Source organism: Nonomuraea sp. C10, assembly GCF_008017515.1.
GTDB classification, from domain to species: domain Bacteria; phylum Actinomycetota; class Actinomycetes; order Streptosporangiales; family Streptosporangiaceae; genus Nonomuraea; species Nonomuraea ferruginea.
The window spans coordinates 1302446-1319612 of sequence record NZ_VPFF01000001.1 but is presented as its reverse complement, the minus strand read 5'-3'; the positions used below and the strand labels follow the sequence as shown (position 1 = coordinate 1319612).

Genomic DNA, 17167 nt, shown 5'->3' with positions numbered 1-17167 from the left:
GGAACGACTGTGCGGAACCGCCCGTCAATTGATCCGGTCGCGGGCTTTCGCTTAGTTATTGCGACTTTACGGGGCGACTTCTCGTCCGGCCCATGGCCCGCTGCTGGCACATTGTTGCCGCCATTACTTGCCATCGCGCGAGGCCTTGACCGGGGCGCTTCCCGTCCGCGATGAATAACGAGCGGAGAAAGCCGGTTCGAGGAGAGCACATGTCGGTCGAGGCACCCCTGAGTCACGGCCAGCTCTTCAGCTGGCGCGAGATCGAGCGCTACCCGCCGGGCTGGGGTCACGAGGCGAACCTGCCGTCGACGTGGGACCTGCGCGGCCTGTCCCCCGCGCTGGTGGACCGGGCACTCGAACGCCTCGTCCGGCGGCACGAGACGCTGCGCACCACCTACCACCTGCGCGACGGCCTGCCGGTGCAGCGCGTCCACGAGGAGGTGCGGCTGCCCGTCGAGCGGGTGGACCGCCAGGTCGCCGACCCCACCGAGCACGAGCGGGTCAAGCTGGAGCGGCTGGCGATCCCGTTCCCGATGACCGGCGACCTGAACTGGCGCGCGCTGATGGTCACCTACCGGGGCGCGCCGATGTACCTCAGCCTGACCTTCTCGCACCTGATCGTCGACGTGTGGTCGATCCATCACCTGCAGGACCAGTTCAAGGCCCTGGTGGCAGGCTCCGGCGCCGCCGTCGAGACCGGCTTCACCCCGCGCGAGCTGGCGCGCAGGCAGCGGGAGGAGTCGTGGCGGCCCAGGCAGGCCGCCTCCGAGCGCTACTGGCGCGACGTGCTGGCCGGCGGCCTCACGGACCGGCTGCCGACGCTGCCCGCGCGTACCGAGAAGGAGCGGCTGGAGCTGACGCTGACCTCCCGCCGCCTGGGCGGGCTGGCCGCGCAGGCGGGCAGGACGCACGGCGTCACCCCGCCGGCCGTGATCATGGCCTTCGTGGCCGCGGGCCTGGCCCGCCATCTCGACACCGACCGGGTCACGATGAGCCTGATGTCGTCCAACCGGTTCGCCCAGGAGGACCAGCACAACATCGGCACGATGAACCAGCTCATCCCCTTCGTCACCGCCGTGGACCGCGGCGCCACGCTCGCCGAGCACATCAAGCGCCTGCACTGGGCCGGCGCCAAGGCCTACCGCCACTCCTGCTACGACTTCGACCAGGTCACGGCGATGGCCGCGCGGGCCGGGGAGGACCCGGGTCACGACTGCTGGGTCAACCACCTGTTCCGGGCCTGGTTCAACTACGTCCAGGTGGACCGGCGCCCCGCCGACTCCGCCGACCAGACGCCCGCGACGCTGCGGTGGACGCCGCTGGCCCAGAGCTACGGGCAGGCGTTCCGGGTCCGCGTCGAGGTGGACGACGGCGAGACCCGCGTGCTGATGCTGGCCGACCCCGACGTCCTGCCCCCGGAGGCGATGGTCGACATCATGCGGACGCTGGCGCTCGGCCTGCAGCTCGCGGTGACCGACCCCGGCCGGGTGCTGAAGGACCTGTGGAGCGGGCACGGCTGGGACCTCCCGGAGGCGCTGTTCCCCCGCGAGCTGCCCGAGCGGGCGGCGCGCGCGAGCTGACCGACGATCGGAGACACCCGTGGCACGCACCCTGTACCAGTGGTTCGCCGGTTCCGCGGCGCGGTACGGCGACCGGATCGCGCTGGAGACCGGCGGCGTCCGTCTCACCTACGCCGAGCTGGACGCGCTGTCCGCGCGCCTGGCGGCGGAGCTGGTCCGCGCCTGCGACGGCCCTCCTGCCAGGGCCGGCCTGTACGCGGCGCGCACCCCGCTCGCCTTCGCCGGCTACCTGGCGATCCAGCGGCTCGGCGCCACCGCGGTGCCGCTGAACCCGGCCGTGCCCGGCGCGCGCAACCGCACCGTGGCCGCCACCGCCGCGCTCGACGTGGTGCTGGCCGACGCGACGGCGCACCCGCCGCCGGAGCTGCCCGCCCCCGTGCTGTCGCTGGACACCGACGGCCTGGCCGCTCCCCTGACGGCCGCGGGTGCGGCCGACCCGGACGGTCTCGCGTACGTGCTGTTCACCTCGGGCTCGACCGGCGCGCCCAAAGGCGTGCCGGTGCGGCACCGGAGCGTCGACGCCTACCTCTCGCACGTCGTCCCGCGGTACGGGCTGGGTCCCGGTTGCCGGGTCTCCCAGACCTTCGACCTGACCTTCGACCTGTCCGTCTTCGACATGTTCGCCACCTGGGGCGGCGGCGCGACGCTGGTCGTCCCCGGCAGGTACGACCTGCTCAAGCCGGTCACGTTCGTGAACAGGGAACGGCTGACCCACTGGTTCTCGGTGCCCTCGGTGGTGTCGCTGGCCATGCGGCTGCGCCGCCTCACGCCGGGCGCCATGCCGTCGCTGCGCTGGAGCCTGTTCTGCGGGGAGCCGCTGTCGCTGCGGCAGGCCGCCGCGTGGCAGGCGGCGGCGCCGGAGAGCGTGCTGGAGAACCTGTACGGCCCGACGGAGCTGACCATCAGCTGCACCCAGTACCGGCTGCCTGCCGACCCGGCCGGCTGGCCGCGCACGGCCAACGGCACCGTGCCCATCGGCCTGCCGTACCCGGGGGTCGAGCACGTGGTGCTCGACGGCGACGGGCGGCCCGCGGCGGAGGGCGAGCTGTGCCTGCGCGGGGTGCAGCGCTTCCCCGGCTACGCCGACCCGGCCGACGACGCCGGCCGGTTCACCTCGTTCGACGGCGTACGCGCCCGCGACGGCGAGCCGGTGACCGGGGAGTCCTGGTACCGGACCGGCGACCGGGTCGCCTGGCGGGACGGCCTGCTGGTGCACCTCGGCCGGCTGGACCAGCAGGTGAAGATCTCCGGCCACCGGGTGGAGCTGGGCGAGATCGAGGCGACGCTGCGCGGCCTGCCGGGCGTGCACGAGGCCGTCGTCGTCGCGTTGCCGGGGGCGGACGGGGAGCTCGAACTGGAGGCGGCCTGCACCGGTCACGGGCTGGACGCGGTGGCCCTGGCCAAGGGGGTCGCCGGGGTGCTGCCCGGGTACATGGTGCCGCGCTCGGTCACCGTGCTGGGGGAACTCCCGCTCAACGCGAACGGCAAGGTGGACCGGCGTGCGGTGGCGGGCGCCCTGCGCGGCTGAAGGGAGGCCTCACGGGCCGCGGGTCACCAGCGGCGACAGGGCCTCCCACAGCGAGCCCACGGTGGCGAACGTCCTCTCGTCCAGGATCTCGTCGGGCACCTGGACGCCATAGGCGTCCTCGATGTCCACGATCAGCCGCACCACGCCCATCGAGTCGAGACCGAGGCCGGCCAGGTCGTCGAAGCCCGACAGCGCCCCCGAGTCGGCGAAGGGCAAATGCGACCGCAGAATATCCTGGAAATCGTGAGGTATTTCAAAAATCGCCATCGGGACCTCACCAATAAAGTCTGCTCGTATCGATTCTCGACGTCTCACGCGGCACCGGTCAAGGCGGCGGGCCGGCCCGCCACTGGCAGGTAGTGGCGGTCTGTTCCGGCCAGTGGCGACGGGTTGTCATATGCGTCCCGGCGGCGAATTCTCAATCATGTCGGCCTGTCCCTCACATGCGCGGCGGTGGAGGTCCCAATTGTCCGCTGTCAAGTCCGCGAACCTCTGCTGGGGGCATCGCTACATGTGGCTGAGGATTCACCAGCTGCCGCCCCGGCACCAGCCCGAGTCGCACATCCTGCTGCGCTTCTCCATACCGCCGAGCCTCACGGTGGCCCACTGCCGGGCGATGCTCACCTCCCTGACCCGCCGGCACGAGGCGCTGCGCACCACCTTCCACGCCGACGGCGGCCCGCGGCAGCGGGTGCACGCCCCCGGCCCCTGGCCCATCGTCCAGGCGAGCGTGGAGCGGGACGGCACGCCCAGCCCGGCCGAGGTGGTCGAGGACCTGACGGGCAGGCCGTTCGACCTGGCCGCCGAGTGGCCGATCCGCGCCTGCGTCATCACCTCCGGGGGTGCTCCCAAGCAGGTCGTCGTGGTCTTCAACCACCTGGCCGTGGACATGTGGACGCTGGAGAGGATCGAGCAGGAGCTGTGGGCGCAGGCGCAGGGCATCGCCTCCCGCCGCCCCGCCTCCCTGCCGCCGGTGCGGCACCAGCCCGCGGATCTGGCCCGCTGGGAGGCGTCGGCCGAGGCCGCCGCCCTGGCCGCCGAGGCGCTGGCGTACTGGGAGAAGCAGGTAGCGCTGCTCCCCGCCGACCCGTTCGCCACCCGCCGCACGCCGATGCCGCCGCAGGAGGCCCGGCACGCGACGCTGACCTCGCCGTCGCTGCTGGACGCCGGGCGGCGGATCGCCACCAGGCACAAGGTGTGGCCGTCGGCGGTGCACCTGGCCGCTCACACCGCCCTGCTGGCCGCCTACACCGGCCAGGGCGCGGTCGGGCAGCTCGCCTTCGCGGGCAACCGCGGGTCGCACGCCTACCAGGACGTGCTGACCTGCATGTTCTCCCCGATGCTGATGCGGGTGGACTGCTCCGACGACCCGCCGTTCAGCGAGCTGGTGCGGCGGGTGGCCGCCGAGAGCGAGCAGGCCGCCCGTCACGCGTACGTGCCCTATGACGAGGTCGTCGAGCTGGTGTCCCGCGAGGGCTCCCGGCGCGGCGTGCCGGTACGGCTGGGCTCGGAGGTCAACTTCCTCAACCAGCGCACCCTGGTCTACAAGGGCAGGCGCACCACGTTCACCTGGAACCGGGCGCCGGAGGCGTGGTCGCACTACGGCGCGGACACGTACATGCGGATCGACGAGTGGCGCGACGCGGTCGTGCTCGCGCTCCAGGCGGCATCCTCGATCATGGACGCGGCCGCCGTGGAGGCGTTCCTGCGCGGCCACGAGGCCCTGGTCCTCGCCCACGACGACCCGTCCACCGACCTGCGCGTCAGCGAGGTGGCCGCGCTGGCCGGCTTCACCCCGCCCAGCGCGTCACCGTACGCGACCGGGCCGGCCACCGAGGTGTCCCCCGAGGCAGTGGGGGCGTTGGTGCGGGCGGTGTCCGAGGTGCACGGGCTCGGCCGCGTCGACCCGTCGGACAGCTACGTCCTCGCCGGGGGCCGAGTCCTGCGCGCGCCCGAGGTGCTGGCCCGCCTCCGCGAACACGGCTGGGCGGGCCTGACGCCGCGCGCGCTGGCCGAGCCCACGCCCCTGGCGACTCTGGCCGGCCTGCTGGCCCCGGTACGCCCCGCCGAGCCCTTACTCCCGACCCACCAGAAACTCGGAGTGTAAAGATCATGGGTAACGTTCTCAGCGACCGGGTGACCAAGACTCACCGGCTCGTGGCATCAGAACAGGAGCTCCGCGAGGCGATCGGCCACGAACTGGCCGGCCAGGACCTCGGCGAGCCGGTCATCATGGGCGGCCACTTCATGCTCTTCGAGGACGACGCCACCGGCCGCCTCGTCCCCGGCGTCATCGAGGAGCAGCACGACGAGACCATGCGCCGCCGCGTCGCCGGCCGCGTGGGGATCTTCCCCGGCTACACCTGGCGCCTCGCGGCCGACCTGGCCAGGCCCTACGTCGAGTCCGGCGTCGGAGCCCGGCTGCTGCTGCTGATCAACGACTGGCAGTACGTGCCCAGGACGGGCCGTCCGGCCTCCGAGCTGCGCGCGGAGTTCTTCGAGGGGTTCACCGGGCTGCCCGCCGGATACCGCGACGACCTGGCCGCCGCGGGCCTGCCCGAGGACCTCGTCCTGCCCAGCCGCAAGCACCCGCTCGCCTTCCCCGAGACCTGGCTGAAGTACCGCTTCCAGAAGGCGGCCGACAAGTTCGTCAAGCAGGGCCTGCTGGAGAAGCGGTTCCTCGGCGCCGACGAGCCGGAGGAGGGCGTCCGGGACACCGAGGTGGCGTTCGTCGACGCCGACGGCAACTACCGCACGCTGATCAGCTGCGGCGTGACCGGCTGCGCCGGCGAGATCACCGAGATGATCGCCGAGGTGCACCGGGCCGGTCACCGCACGATCCTGATCTTCGCGCCGGGCGAGTGCCTGATGCCCGTGCAGACCGGCGTGGAGATCGCGCTGAGCCTGTACGGCCTGCGCGGCATGCGGGTGGTCATCGCCGACCCCGGCGGCAGCGGTGAGATGTCCGAGGACGAGATCTACGGCAACCTCGTCTCGGTCAGCACCTTCAGGAGCTGATCATCATGAAGGTCATCTACCTGGACAACTGCGCCACGACCCGTGTCGACGACGAGGTGGTCGACGCGATGCTGCCCTTCCTGCGGGAGGACTTCGGCAACCCGTCGTCCCCGCACCTGCTGGGCAAGCGCGCCCGGCGGGCCGTGGACGGCGCCACCGAGTCGGTGGCCCGGCTCATCGGCGCGGACCCCGCGGACCTCGTGTTCACCTCCGGCGCGACCGAGAGCAACAACCTCGCGCTGCTCGGCATGTTCGGCCACGAGGACCGCGCCCCGGTCAACGCCGCCGTCTGCCCCACCGACCACAAGTCCTCGCTGTCGATCGGCCGCGCGCTGGCCGGCCGCGGCCTGGACGTCAGGACGATGCGGGTGCGCCCGGACGGCCGGGTCGACCTCGGCCACCTGGCGGGCCTGCTCGACCCGTTCTCCCGGGTGGCCACCGCCTCCTGGGTCAACAGCGAGATCGGCACCGTCCAGCCCGTCCGTTCGATGGCCGCGCTCTGCCACGAGGCCGGCGCCATGCTGCACGTGGACGGCGCCCAGGCGGCGGGCCGGATCCCGGTCGACGTCCGTGAGGCCGGGATCGACACCATGTCGATGTCGGGGCACAAGATCCGCGGACCCAAGGGCGTCGGCGCGCTGTACGTGCGCCCGGAGATCCGGCACCGGCTGCGGCCCGTGCTGTTCGGCGGCGGGCAGTACGCGCTGCGCAGCGGCACGATCCCGACCCACCTCGTGGTGGGCATGGGCAAGGCGTGCGAGCTGGCGTCGGCCGGGATGGCCGCCGGGACGCGGCGGGTGCGCGAGCTGCGCGCGACGGCGCTGGAGATGCTCATGACCGGCTTCCCCGGCGTCCGCGTGAACGGCGACCCGGACGGCGGCGTGCCGCACGTGCTGAACGTCGTGCTGCCCGGCGTGCGCGGCGAGAGCCTGGTGTCGAGCCTGCGCTCGGTGGCGCTGTCGACCGGTTCGGCGTGCAACTCCGGCTCCCAGGAGCCGTCCCACGTCCTGACGGCCATCGGCCTGGACGCGGAGGACGCCAACAGCTCCGTGCGGATCTGCCTGGATTCCCGGCTGCCCGCCGAGGACCTCGTACGGGGCCTCGAACTGGTCCTGGAGCGGGCCCGCGCGCTCGCCGACGTGGTCGTGGCACTGGACGGGCCCCGCAGATAGGAAGAGACCGTCCGTCCGCCGCGTTCCCGGGAACGCGGCGGACGGGACGTCAACCGGCGGCCCCGAGGTATCTCCTGGCGGCCTGCACCCCGGCCTGGAACCTGCTGGTCGCGTCCAGGTCGCGCATCAGCGAGGCGATGTGCCTGCGGCAGCTGCGCACCGACATGCCGAGCTTCCTGGCCACGACCTCGTCGGTGTAGCCCTTGGCCATCAGCGCGGCGATGGCCTGCTGGAGGTCGTCGGCCACGTTGGCGTAGCCGACCTCGACGCCCTCCAGCGGGGTGGCGGTCTCCCACAGGTGGTTGAAGAGGTCCAGCAGGAACTGCGCGATGCCGTGGTTGTGCACCCGGGCGACGCTCGCCTCCCCGTCGTCCTCCACGCCGAACATGACGACCAGCGCCCGGTCGAAGACGACCGCCGACCTGGGCACATGGCTGACGGTGAAGACGGCCGCGCCGGCGTCCGTCAGCCGCTTCAGCAGCATCCGGGTGGACACGTCGGCCCGGTTGCGGTGCTGGCAGATGAGGCGCACCGTCACCCCTCTGGCCAGCAGCGTCAGATACATCTGTGACAGGTCCTCGACGTCGCCGCCACCGGCCTGCATCGCCAGCACCTCGTCGCGGCAGGCGTCGCCGGCCGTCTTCAGGAAGCCGCGCACCTCCATGGCCCCCACGAGATACTCCACCGCGCCGGCCGCCGAACCTCGGCCGGCGCCGGCGTACTCCGACTGCAACGCCCCCATCCGCTCGCGGATCTGGTCGATCAGCTCGCGGCGCTGGTAGATCTCCCGCTCCACCGAGGAAACCAGGGAGGCGGCGGCCAGTTCGGGGTCCACCGGCACGAACCGTACGCCCTCGCTGTCGTCGACCCTGAGCAGCCGGCTCTCCACCAGGTTCGCCACCGCCTCGCGCACGTCGCGGACGGTCAAGCCGAGATCTTCCGCGGCCACCTCGACGGCCTCGATCACGCCCTTGCGGGAGGCGTAGCGGTACACGTCGGTCACCAGATCGCCGAAGGCGGGCGATCTGCCCGGGAACAATGTCGTCACACTCATCGATCGGTCTTCCTCTCACCTGTTCATGAACTGCTCGGCCACCGAGATGACGTACTGGCCGTAGGTGGACTTCTCGAGTTCGACGCCGAGCCGATGACAGGCCTCGGCGTCGATGTAGCCCATACGGAGAGCGATCTCCTCCAGGCACGCGATGCGCACTCCCTGCCGGCGTTCCAGTAGCTGGACGTACTGGCCCGCCTGCAGCAGCGAGTCGGGGGTCCCTGCGTCGAGCCAGGCGAAGCCGCGGCCGAGGTCGACCAGCTTCGCCCTCCCCTGTTCCAGGTAGGCGCGGTTGACGTCGGTGATCTCCAGCTCGCCGCGCGCCGACGGGGTGAGGTTCTTGGCGATGTCCACGACATCGCCGTCGTAGAGGTAGAGGCCGACGATCGCCCGGTTGGACCTGGGCCGCTCCGGCTTCTCCTCGATGGAGAGCAGCCGGCCGCCGGCGTCGGTCTCGGCGATCCCGTACCTGTGCGGGTCGTGCACCGGGTAGCCGAACAGCACGCAGCCGTCGACGGCGCGGCACTCCTCGCGCAGCAGCTCCTGGAAGTTGTAGCCGTGGAAGACGTTGTCGCCCAGGATGAGCGCGACCGGCTCGCCGCCCAGGTGGTCGGCGCCGAGCACGAGCGCCTCGGCGATCCCGTTGGGCTCCGCCTGCTCGGCGTAGGTGAGGCGGAGGCCGAGCCGGGAGCCGTCGCCGAGGAGCCGGCGGACCTGCGGCAGGTCCTGCGGCGTGGAGATCAGCAGGATGTCGCGGATCCCGGCCAGCATCAGCACCGACAGCGGGAAGTAGACGAGCGGCTTGTCGTTGACGGGCAGGAGTTGCTTGGAGACCGCCAGCGTCGCGGGCAGCAGCCGCGTGCCGCGCCCCCCGGCGAGCAGTATCCCCTTCATGCGAACCATCCCCTCCCGGCGTTCAGGTGACCCGGGTGCGCCGGTCGAACAGGACCAGGGAGCCGCCCAGCAGCAGGACGGCCATCCCGGCGAGCACGGCCACCTCGGTCAGGACCGCGCCGAGCCCGGTGCCCGGCCGGGTGAGCGTGAGCAGCGCGTCCATGCCCCAGGCGTGCGGGAAGGCGTGGCCGATGGCGTTGATGACCTCGCCCGAGGCCTCGCGCGGCCACAGGCAGCCGCCCAGCATGCCCAGCACGACGCCGAGCGGCGGGCCGATCGCGGGCGCCTGGTCGGGCGAGCGCAGCAGCGTGCCCACCAGGATCGCGGCGCCGGTGGCGACCAGGGAGAACACGCCCACGACGACGGCCACGGCGAGCGGGTCGCCCCAGGAGACGCCGAACGCCAGCGAGCTCACCACCATGATCAGCACGGCCTGGGCGGCGGCCACCAGGAACCTGCTGACCGCCTCGCCGAACAGCACCGACCGCTGCCGCACGGGGGCGGTGAGCGCCCGCTGCAGCATGCCCAGCCTGCGGCTCTCCACCAGCGCCGCGGCGACGGCCATGGAGTTGATGAAGGTGAACAGCAGCAGGTTGGCCGGGGCGGTGTAGGCGAAGCCGCGCGGGTCGCCGCCGGTCGTGGCGGAGTCGTTCACCGAGACCCGGCCGGCCTCGGCCTGGGCCTGCCGCACGTACTCGGCGGCCTCGGTCTCGGTGGCGCCCGCGACGGTCGCCGCCCTCGTGGCCTCCAGCACGGCGGCCACCCGGCTCACCGAGACGTCCACCGCGCCGCGGGCGGCCATCCCGCTGCCGTTGGTCCCGGTCATGACCAGCTCCAGCCGGGTCGAGCCGGAGGGGACGACCAGGCCCGCCGCCAGCGATCCCTCCCGTACGCCGGAGCGCAGGTCGGCGGCGTCGTCCATGGGGATCACCGTCAGGTCCGGATGGCGGCGCAGCTCGGCCAGCACGGCGGTGGTGACCGGGTCCGAGCCCTCGGCGACGACGCCGACGGGCAGCCGGTCGGAGCCGGCGGTGCCGCCGCCGAGCGCCATCCCGACGAACGCGATGGACACGAACGGCATGATCACCATGAAGAACAGGCCGACCCGGTCGCGCGTGAGGCGTCGCAGGTTGGCGGCCACGAGTGCCGCCACCGGCCGCGGGCGTCCGCTCATAGCAGCAGTCCCTTCCTGAAGCCGGCGACGGCCGTCCCGCCCGCCGCCAGCGCGATGGCGCACAGCACGCCGATCGGGCCGGCCACCGCGCCGACGGAACCCGCCGCACCCGCACCCGCCAGCTCGGTCAGCGCCGTGGAGGTCCAGCCGTTCGGGGTGAGCAGCGCCACCGCGCGCAACGGCTCGGGAAGGTCGTAGAGCGGGACCAGGCTGCCGCCGAAGAACGCCGCCACGAACGAGACGACCATGATCACCCCGTCGGCCTGCGCGTCGGTCCGCACCCGGCTGGCCACCAGCATGGTGATCGCGGCGGCGGCCAGCACGTGCGCGACCAGCACCGCGAACACCGCGACCGGATCCCCCCAGGTGGTGCCGAAGATGAGCGTGGAGGAGGCCCAGCAGACGCAGACGCTGACCACGCCCAGCCCGAACCCGACGACCCCCTTGCCGGCGACCGGCACCCACGCCGCGACCGGACCGGCCCGTATCCGGTCCAGGGTGCCGAGCTTGCGCTCGGTGAGCAGGCCGCGGAACGAGGCGCCCACCACGAAGAAGGCGAACAGCGCCGCCATGCCGGAGCCGTAGTAGACCGACAGGTCCACCTTGCCGCCGGAGAGCGGGTCCTCGGCCAGGGTGAGCGCGGGGCCCGCGGCCCCGTTCCGCTCCACCAGCTCCTTGACCCGCTCGCCGGGCACTCCGGCGAGCAGGACCGCGTGCACGGCGAGGGTCCTGGCGTCCACCACCGCCGAGATCCGGTCCACGACGGCGCCCGCGACCACCCCGGCCAGCGGCGACTCCGGCGAGGTGAGCACCGCGACGTCGCCGCCGCGCCCGGCCCCCACGCTCTTGCTGAACCCGGCGGGGAACACGATGGCCGAGCCGATCTCCCCGGCGTCCAGCGCCCGCCGCGCCTGCTCCTCGCCGGGCAGGTCGCGCAGGGTCACCGCCCCCTTCAGCTCCTCCGAGGCCAGCACCTCGCGGCGCACCGAGGCGGGGAACTCGCCGCGGTCCAGGTCCACGAAGCCGACGGTGGCGCGCAGCGGCGGATCGTCGCCGCCGAGCGCCAGGCCGAACAGGGTGGCCAGCGTCACCGGCACGATCACCGCGATGACGATCGCGGTGCCGTCACGCAGCCGGGTGCGCAGTTCGAGTGCGCTCACCGTGAGCATCGCCCGCCACATGGTCAGTCCCGTAAGGAGGTGCCGGTGAGGTGCAGGAAGGTCGCCTCGAGGTCGGGCTCGATGACCTGGGTGGCGGTGACGGTGGCGCTGCCCTCCACGGCGGAGATCAGCGCGGGCAGCAGGTATCTGCCGCCCTCGGCGATCAGCCGTACGGACTCGGCGCCGGTCCTGGCCGCCTCGATGACGCCTTCGACGGTGCGGAGCTTGGCGTAGGCCGCCTCCATGTCCCCGTCGAGCACCAGCTCGATCTTGTCGGCGCTGCCGACCATGGCGATCAGCTCGCGCCTGGTGCCCTCGGCGATGATCCGGCCGTGGTCGATGATCGCCACCCGGTCGCAGACCCGCTCGACCTCCTCCATGTAGTGGGAGGTGTAGAGCAGCGACATGCCGTCGCCGACCAGGAGCTCCAGGCCGTCGAGGATCGCCTTGCGGCTCTGCGGGTCCACCCCCACGGTCGGCTCGTCCAGGATCAGCACGTCGGGGCGGTGCAGGAGGGCGGCGCCGATGTTGATCCGCCGCCGCATCCCGCCGGAGTAGGTGTCCAGCCTGCCGTCGGCCCGGTCGGACAGCCCGATCAGGTCGAGCACCTCCTCGATCCGGGCGGCGAGCCCGCGCCGGGCCAGGCCGAACAGCCTGCCGAAGAAGCGCAGGTTCTCGCGGCCGGTCAGCTCCGGGTACAGGGCGATCTCCTGCGGGACGTAGCCGATCCTCGCCTTGGCGCGCCTCGGGTCGGCCGCCAGGTCCGTGCCGCCGACCAGGACAGTGCCGGCGTCGGGGCGCAGCAGGCCGACGAGCATGGAGATCGTCGTGGTCTTGCCGGCGCCGTTCGGGCCGAGCAGGCCGTATGCCTGGCCCGGCGCTATCGAGAAGCCGACGTCCTCGACCGCCGTCACGTCCCCGTACCTCTTGCGCAGGCCCTCGCAGGCCAGCGTGGCCGTCACCGCGGGCCCCAGCCCTCGGCGGCGGTCAGCCCGGGCGGCTCGCCCTTGTCGGCGACGTTCCCGGCGAACACCTGCCGCGCCAGGTCGGTGCCGAGCTGGAAATCGAGCGGGCTGTTGCCGGTGATCCGGTTCCACAGCACGTGGTTGTCCAGGGCGTCGTCGCCGCCCCACTCCTTGGAGGAGCCCATCACGAAGCCCGCCCCCATCACGGACTCCCCGCTGGGGTGGTTGTCGTGGATGTGGTTGTCGACGACGCTCACCCGGTGGGTGCCGATCAGCGCCAGGCCGACGCCGGAGATCGGCGGCCCCGCCGCGCCGAGGCCGTCCGGCTCCACGCCGGCGGCCAGGTCGTTGCCGTACAGGTCGTTGCCGGCGACCAGGCAGTCACGCACGCCTCCCTCCGGCTCGCCCTCGTAGACCTGGTTGAGCAGCAGCACGCCGATCGCGTTGCCGTGGCAGGAGTTGCGCACCACCCGCGCGCCGGAGGAGTTGTCGACGAAGATGCCGAAGGCGTTGGCGAAGGTCTCGTTTCCGTCGAGCAGCGCGCCGGAGCTCGGGCAGAAGCTGAGGGCGACGCCGCCGTACTGGCTGCCCGAGGCCCGGCAGCCGGTGACCACGCAGCCGCTCGACTCGCGCAGGTAGACGCCCCACACGGCGTTGTCCTCGGCGGTCACCTCGTGGACGGTCACGCCGGAGACGGTGTGGGCGTAGATCCCCGCCCCGGAGAAACCGCGCACGGACAGCTTCTCCACCCGCACGTCGGCGACGCCCTCGCCGTGCACGGTCACGCCGCTGACCACGTCGTCGCCCGCGTCGTGCAACCTGGGCACGCCGACCGGCCCGCCCTCGCCGGGCATCAGCACGGTCCGGCCGGCCCCGGCCCCGGTCAGGGTCACCCCCGGGTGCCTGATCCACACGTGCTGCCGGTGGACGCCCTCCGCCAGCGAGATCCGCGCCCCCGGGCCCGCCTCGTCCAGCGCCCGCTGGATCGACTCCCCGGGCCGTACCGTCATCGTCCGCGTCATCCCACGCTCCCGTCCACGAACACGATCGCCAGCGATACGAACAGGCCGTCGCCGCTCCCCCAGCGGGCGGCCCCGGCCACGATCCCGCCGTCGCCGCTCCGCCGTCGGGCCGCACCCGCCGCGGTCCCGGCGGGGGTTCGGCCCGCGCCGTCCGGGGCGGGGCGCAGCCGCGCCAGGGCGGCCCGGCCGCTCGCGCCCCGGACCGTGTACGCCGCGCCGCCGGTCAGCCGCAGCCCGGTCGAGGCGGCCAGTTCGCCGGCCGCCTCCTCCAGCAGGGAGGCGCTCCAGCCGGACGGCGGGCGGGCCTCGGCCTCGAAGTCGTGCCAGGTGAACCCGGGAGGCCGGCTGCCCACGGCCTTGATGAGGCTTTCCTTGACGGAGAACGCGGCCGGTCCGGGCCCCAGCGCGCGCTCGGCGGCGGTGGTGAGCCGGCGGGCGAACACGTCCCCGCCCCGGCGGGCCGCGCGGGCGATCCGGTCGACCTCCACGATGTCCACGCCCATGAGGGCGGCGCCGGCGCTCACGCCAACGCCCCGGAACAGCGGTCCGCGAAGGGCATCAGCGCGGCGGTGTACTCGTCGGCGCGCTCGACCATCGGGATGTGCCCGCAGTCCTCCACGAGCAGGATCTCGTTGCCCGGGTAGCCGGCCAGCACCTCCAGCCACGGATCGACGGGCGTCATCCTGTCGTGCCTGCCCCAGAGGTACATGGCCGGGCAGGACACGCGGTCCAGCGCCGCCCGCACCCGGTACCCGCGGGTGGCCTTGAGGCTGCGGGCCATGCTCACCATGGACTCGGGCCGCCGCAGCATGTCGCCGACCTCCGCCATGCGGTCGTCGGAGAACAGGCTGCGCCCGCCGTGGAACAGCGCGGCCACCATGCGCTCGCCGAACTCGTCGCCGAACGGCCGCACGCTCCCCCGCCGGTCGAAGCTGAGCCCGACGTCGGGGTCGGCGGTGAGGCCGGGCGCGCCGCTGACCACGATGCCGAGCACCCGGTCGGGGCGGCGGCCCGCCAGGTCGATGGCGACCAGGCCGCCCAGCGAGTTGGCGCACAGGATGATCTCGCCGGCCCCCGCCTCGTCGCAGGCGCGCAGCAGCGCGTCGCCGAGCCGCTCGATCGAGCCGGCGACCCGGCGGTCGAGCGCGCAGATGGCCTCGTTCGTACGCAGCACCGGCAGGCCGGCCCGCTCCAGGTGGCGGTAGGGGTGCTCCCAGATCCACCCTCCCGCGAACAGCGCGGACATGAACACCACGGCGGGCCTGGGGCTGTCGCCGAGCCGGTGCTCGGCGGTGAAGTCCATCATCGAGGCTCCGGTCACTTCCGTCTCCACATGGTTCGCAGGGGGCTCGGGCATCACAGCGTGGCGGCGTCCTCCGGGGTCCACCCGCACGCGCACGCCGCGCCTTCGCCGGTCGCGACGACGGCGGCGCAGCTTGGGCAGCGGGCGTAGTCCCGCGCGGAGGCGGGGTACCAGACGCTGGTGTGCACGCGGGTGCACAGGCCGCTCCTGAAGAAGCGGCGCATGGCCCGCTGGTGCGGCCGGGCGTGCACCGCGCGCAGCGACTCCGGCCGGTCGAAGGCGCTCAGCGTGAACTTGCGGTCGCCGGCGTCGAAGGTGGCCGCCCCGAGGAAGCCGCGCGACGCCCGCAGCGACTTGACGATCTCCACGCTGAGCAGGTCCACGTCGGCGGCCTCCGCGTCGTCACGGATCTCCAGCCAGGTCAGCACCAGCGCGCCGGGGCGCTCGGTGCGTCCCGTGGGAACCCTGGCGCTCATGCCGTACTGGCGGGTCTCGTCAGCGGCCGGTACGAATCGCGCCGCGTAACCGAGCGCCTCGGCGAGCGCGAGCCTGTCGTAGCTCCTGCGGACGTGCGCGCCGTCGTGGTCGAGCGTCACCAGGTCGGTGCCGGACACCGTGACGGTCCCGTTCGTCGCCGGCATCCCCAGGTACGCCCCGCGATGACCGGCCCGCAACGTCCAGAAGACGGCGACCTCGTCCTCCCCGCCCACCATCCGCTCCACGAGGAACCGCTGACCGGCGAACCGCCCCAGCACCCGCGCCGCGTACCCGGCCAGCCCGTCACCGCTCAGCACGCCCCCCGAGTCGGGATCGGCATAGGACGCCACCGTGGCCGCCACCGCCGCCGGATCCCCCGCGCTCCAGGCCGCCAGCTGCGCCTCCACCACCTTCCGCACCTCCACGTCACCCACGCGCCCCTCCCCACTCCAGAAGGCGAGAGGAGGAGGGCACGACGCCCTCCACCACCCCACCCCGGCGGTCGTCCTCCGGGAGGTGGGGGGAGGAGAGGGCGACGGCCAGGGCGTGGCTGCCGGTGTGGCTGATGGAGACGCGGATGCCGCGGGGGTCGGTCCGCGCGGCCAGGTCGGCGTGCAGGTGGACGGCCGGTGGGTGGCCGTCCAGGCAGGTCGCGTCGGCCTGGCAGGCCGGGGTGGGCAGGGGCAGGATCTCGACCTGGCCGAGGTGGGTCGCGGTCGGTGGCAGGCCGAGGAGCCGCAGCACCGCCCGCTTGCCGGCCAGCCGCCCGGCCCAGTGGTCCAGGGTGCGCCCCGACGACCGCACCCGCTCGGCGGAGGTGAAGACGTCCTCGACCCGCATCCCGTCGAGCAGTTCCACCGGCCGCGTGAGCCCGGCGTAACCGACCGCCGCGCCGCCCCAGCGCTTCACGCCGCCACCTCCCTGGCCAGACGGCGCAGGGTGCCGGGATCGGCCATGCTCAGGCAGCGCGCCCCGGCCCGGCGGGACAGCCCGGCCAGGACCTTGCTGTCGCCGACCTCCACCCCGGGCGCGACCGCGTCGACCGCGCCGACCGTACGGGTCCACAAGACCCTGCCGGTGAGCTGCGCCACCAGCGCCCGCCGGAGCGCGCCGAGGTCCGTGGTGGGCTCGCCGGTGACGTTCGGCACGACGGGGACGCGGGGCTCCCGCATCGGGGCCGCGTCCACCGCCGCCGCCCAGCCCGGCACCGCGCCGGCCATGAGCGGGGAGTGGTACGCGCCCCCCACCTTGAGCGGCACGATCTTGGTGGCGTCCGTGGCGAGCTTCTCCAGCCGGTCCAGAGCCGGGACAGCACCGGAGACGACCACATGACCGGGCGCGTTCTCCAGCCCCACCACGACGGGCTCCCCCGGCGCCGCGGCCGCCGACGCCAGCTCCTCCACCCTCTCGGCGGACAGCCCCATCACCGCGCGCATACCGCCCGCGATCCGCCCGGCACCGGCCATGAGCCGGGCGCGCGTCTCCACCAGGCGTACGGTCCCGGCCAGGTCGAGCACGCCCGCCGCGTGCAGGGCGGTCAGCTCGCCCACGCTGTGCCCGGCCACGACCGCGGGCTCGTACCCCTCTTCCGTCAGCACGGCCAGAGCGGCGAGGTTGCAGGCGGTCACCGCCACCTGGGCGTGCTCGGTCGACACCAGCCGGTCGAGCGGGCCGCGCGCGCACAGCGGCGAGATCGGCCGCGACAGCAGCGCGTCGACCTCGTCCAGCCGGTCGCGGGCCACCGGCCTGCGGCGCAGCCACGCCCCCATGCCGACCCGGACGGTGCCCTGGCCGGGGAAGAGATAGCCGAACATGAAGTG

17 protein-coding genes are annotated in these 17167 nt (G+C 73.4%); 5 read left to right on the top strand and 12 right to left on the bottom strand.

The features are described from left to right. Nucleotides 1-209: 209 nt before the first annotated feature. Nucleotides 210-1580, top strand: a complete 1371-nt coding sequence (locus tag FR742_RS06195) for a condensation domain-containing protein (protein ID WP_187281019.1) — start codon at nt 210-212, stop codon at nt 1578-1580. A 19-nt stretch (nt 1581-1599) separates the two neighbouring features. Beyond that, entirely contained in the window at nt 1600-3108 is a 1509-nt protein-coding gene (locus tag FR742_RS06190; protein ID WP_148030041.1) for an amino acid adenylation domain-containing protein, read from the top strand. A 9-nt stretch (nt 3109-3117) separates the two neighbouring features. Here FR742_RS06190 and FR742_RS06185 read toward each other — a convergent pair whose 3' ends face one another. Next, the gene (locus FR742_RS06185; protein ID WP_222708855.1) at nt 3118-3324 is read right to left on the bottom strand and encodes a phosphopantetheine-binding protein; all 207 of its coding nucleotides are present in this window, start codon (nt 3322-3324) and stop codon (nt 3118-3120) included. Between the two features lie 295 nt (nt 3325-3619). On the opposite strand from FR742_RS06185, the gene FR742_RS06180 reads away from it, so the two are divergent. From FR742_RS06180 to FR742_RS06170, 3 genes are read left to right on the top strand one after another with little or no spacing between them, the layout of a single operon-like run. Beyond that, nucleotides 3620-5215, top strand: coding sequence for a condensation domain-containing protein (locus FR742_RS06180; protein ID WP_187281018.1), 1596 nt, complete (start codon nt 3620-3622; stop codon nt 5213-5215). A 5-nt stretch (nt 5216-5220) separates the two neighbouring features. Continuing rightward, nucleotides 5221-6126, top strand: coding sequence for an LPD16 domain-containing protein (locus FR742_RS06175; RefSeq protein ID WP_148030038.1), 906 nt, complete (start codon nt 5221-5223; stop codon nt 6124-6126). Between the two features lie 5 nt (nt 6127-6131). Beyond that, entirely contained in the window at nt 6132-7298 is a 1167-nt protein-coding gene (locus FR742_RS06170; RefSeq protein ID WP_148030037.1) for a cysteine desulfurase family protein, read from the top strand. A gap of 49 nt (nt 7299-7347) precedes the next feature. On the opposite strand, the gene FR742_RS06165 is transcribed toward FR742_RS06170, so the two are convergent. From FR742_RS06165 to FR742_RS06115, 11 genes are read right to left on the bottom strand one after another with little or no spacing between them, the layout of a single operon-like run. Beyond that, nucleotides 7348-8352 carry a hypothetical protein gene (locus FR742_RS06165; RefSeq protein ID WP_148030036.1) on the bottom strand — a complete coding sequence of 335 codons (1005 nt, stop codon included), beginning with the start codon at nt 8350-8352 and terminating at the stop codon, nt 7348-7350. A gap of 15 nt (nt 8353-8367) precedes the next feature. Continuing rightward, complete coding sequence (gene rfbA, locus FR742_RS06160) at nt 8368-9246, bottom strand: glucose-1-phosphate thymidylyltransferase RfbA (protein ID WP_148030035.1); 879 nt, start codon at nt 9244-9246, stop codon at nt 8368-8370. Nucleotides 9247-9268: 22 nt separating this feature from the next. Then, nucleotides 9269-10420: an ABC transporter permease gene (locus FR742_RS06155; protein WP_148030034.1), complete on the bottom strand. Its 1152-nt coding sequence runs from the start codon at nt 10418-10420 to the stop codon at nt 9269-9271. Beyond that, nucleotides 10417-11589 carry an ABC transporter permease gene (locus FR742_RS06150; protein WP_187281017.1) on the bottom strand — a complete coding sequence of 391 codons (1173 nt, stop codon included), beginning with the start codon at nt 11587-11589 and terminating at the stop codon, nt 10417-10419. The genes FR742_RS06155 and FR742_RS06150 overlap by 4 nt, the downstream gene beginning before the upstream one ends. Nucleotides 11590-11603: 14 nt before the next feature. Continuing rightward, a complete protein-coding gene (locus tag FR742_RS06145; RefSeq protein ID WP_148030032.1) occupies nt 11604-12542 on the bottom strand; it encodes an ABC transporter ATP-binding protein in 939 nt (312 codons plus the stop codon). Then, nucleotides 12539-13567: a nitrous oxide reductase family maturation protein NosD gene (locus tag FR742_RS06140; protein WP_148030031.1), complete on the bottom strand. Its 1029-nt coding sequence runs from the start codon at nt 13565-13567 to the stop codon at nt 12539-12541. Before FR742_RS06140 ends, FR742_RS06145 begins: the two co-directional genes overlap by 4 nt. Then, nucleotides 13564-14091, bottom strand: coding sequence for a 4'-phosphopantetheinyl transferase superfamily protein (locus tag FR742_RS06135; protein WP_222708853.1), 528 nt, complete (start codon nt 14089-14091; stop codon nt 13564-13566). The genes FR742_RS06140 and FR742_RS06135 overlap by 4 nt, the downstream gene beginning before the upstream one ends. Continuing rightward, entirely contained in the window at nt 14088-14888 is an 801-nt protein-coding gene (locus FR742_RS06130) for an alpha/beta fold hydrolase (protein WP_261808376.1), read from the bottom strand. Before FR742_RS06130 ends, FR742_RS06135 begins: the two co-directional genes overlap by 4 nt. Before the next feature lie 35 nt (nt 14889-14923). After that, entirely contained in the window at nt 14924-15781 is an 858-nt protein-coding gene (locus tag FR742_RS06125; protein ID WP_222708852.1) for an ester cyclase, read from the bottom strand. Next, on the bottom strand, nt 15774-16256 hold the full coding sequence (locus FR742_RS06120) for a phosphopantetheinyl transferase (RefSeq protein ID WP_148030030.1): 483 nt from the start codon (nt 16254-16256) through the stop codon (nt 15774-15776). The genes FR742_RS06125 and FR742_RS06120 overlap by 8 nt, the downstream gene beginning before the upstream one ends. After that, entirely contained in the window at nt 16253-17161 is a 909-nt protein-coding gene (locus tag FR742_RS06115) for an ACP S-malonyltransferase (protein ID WP_148030029.1), read from the bottom strand. The genes FR742_RS06120 and FR742_RS06115 overlap by 4 nt, the downstream gene beginning before the upstream one ends. Between the last annotated feature and the right edge of the window lie 6 nt (nt 17162-17167).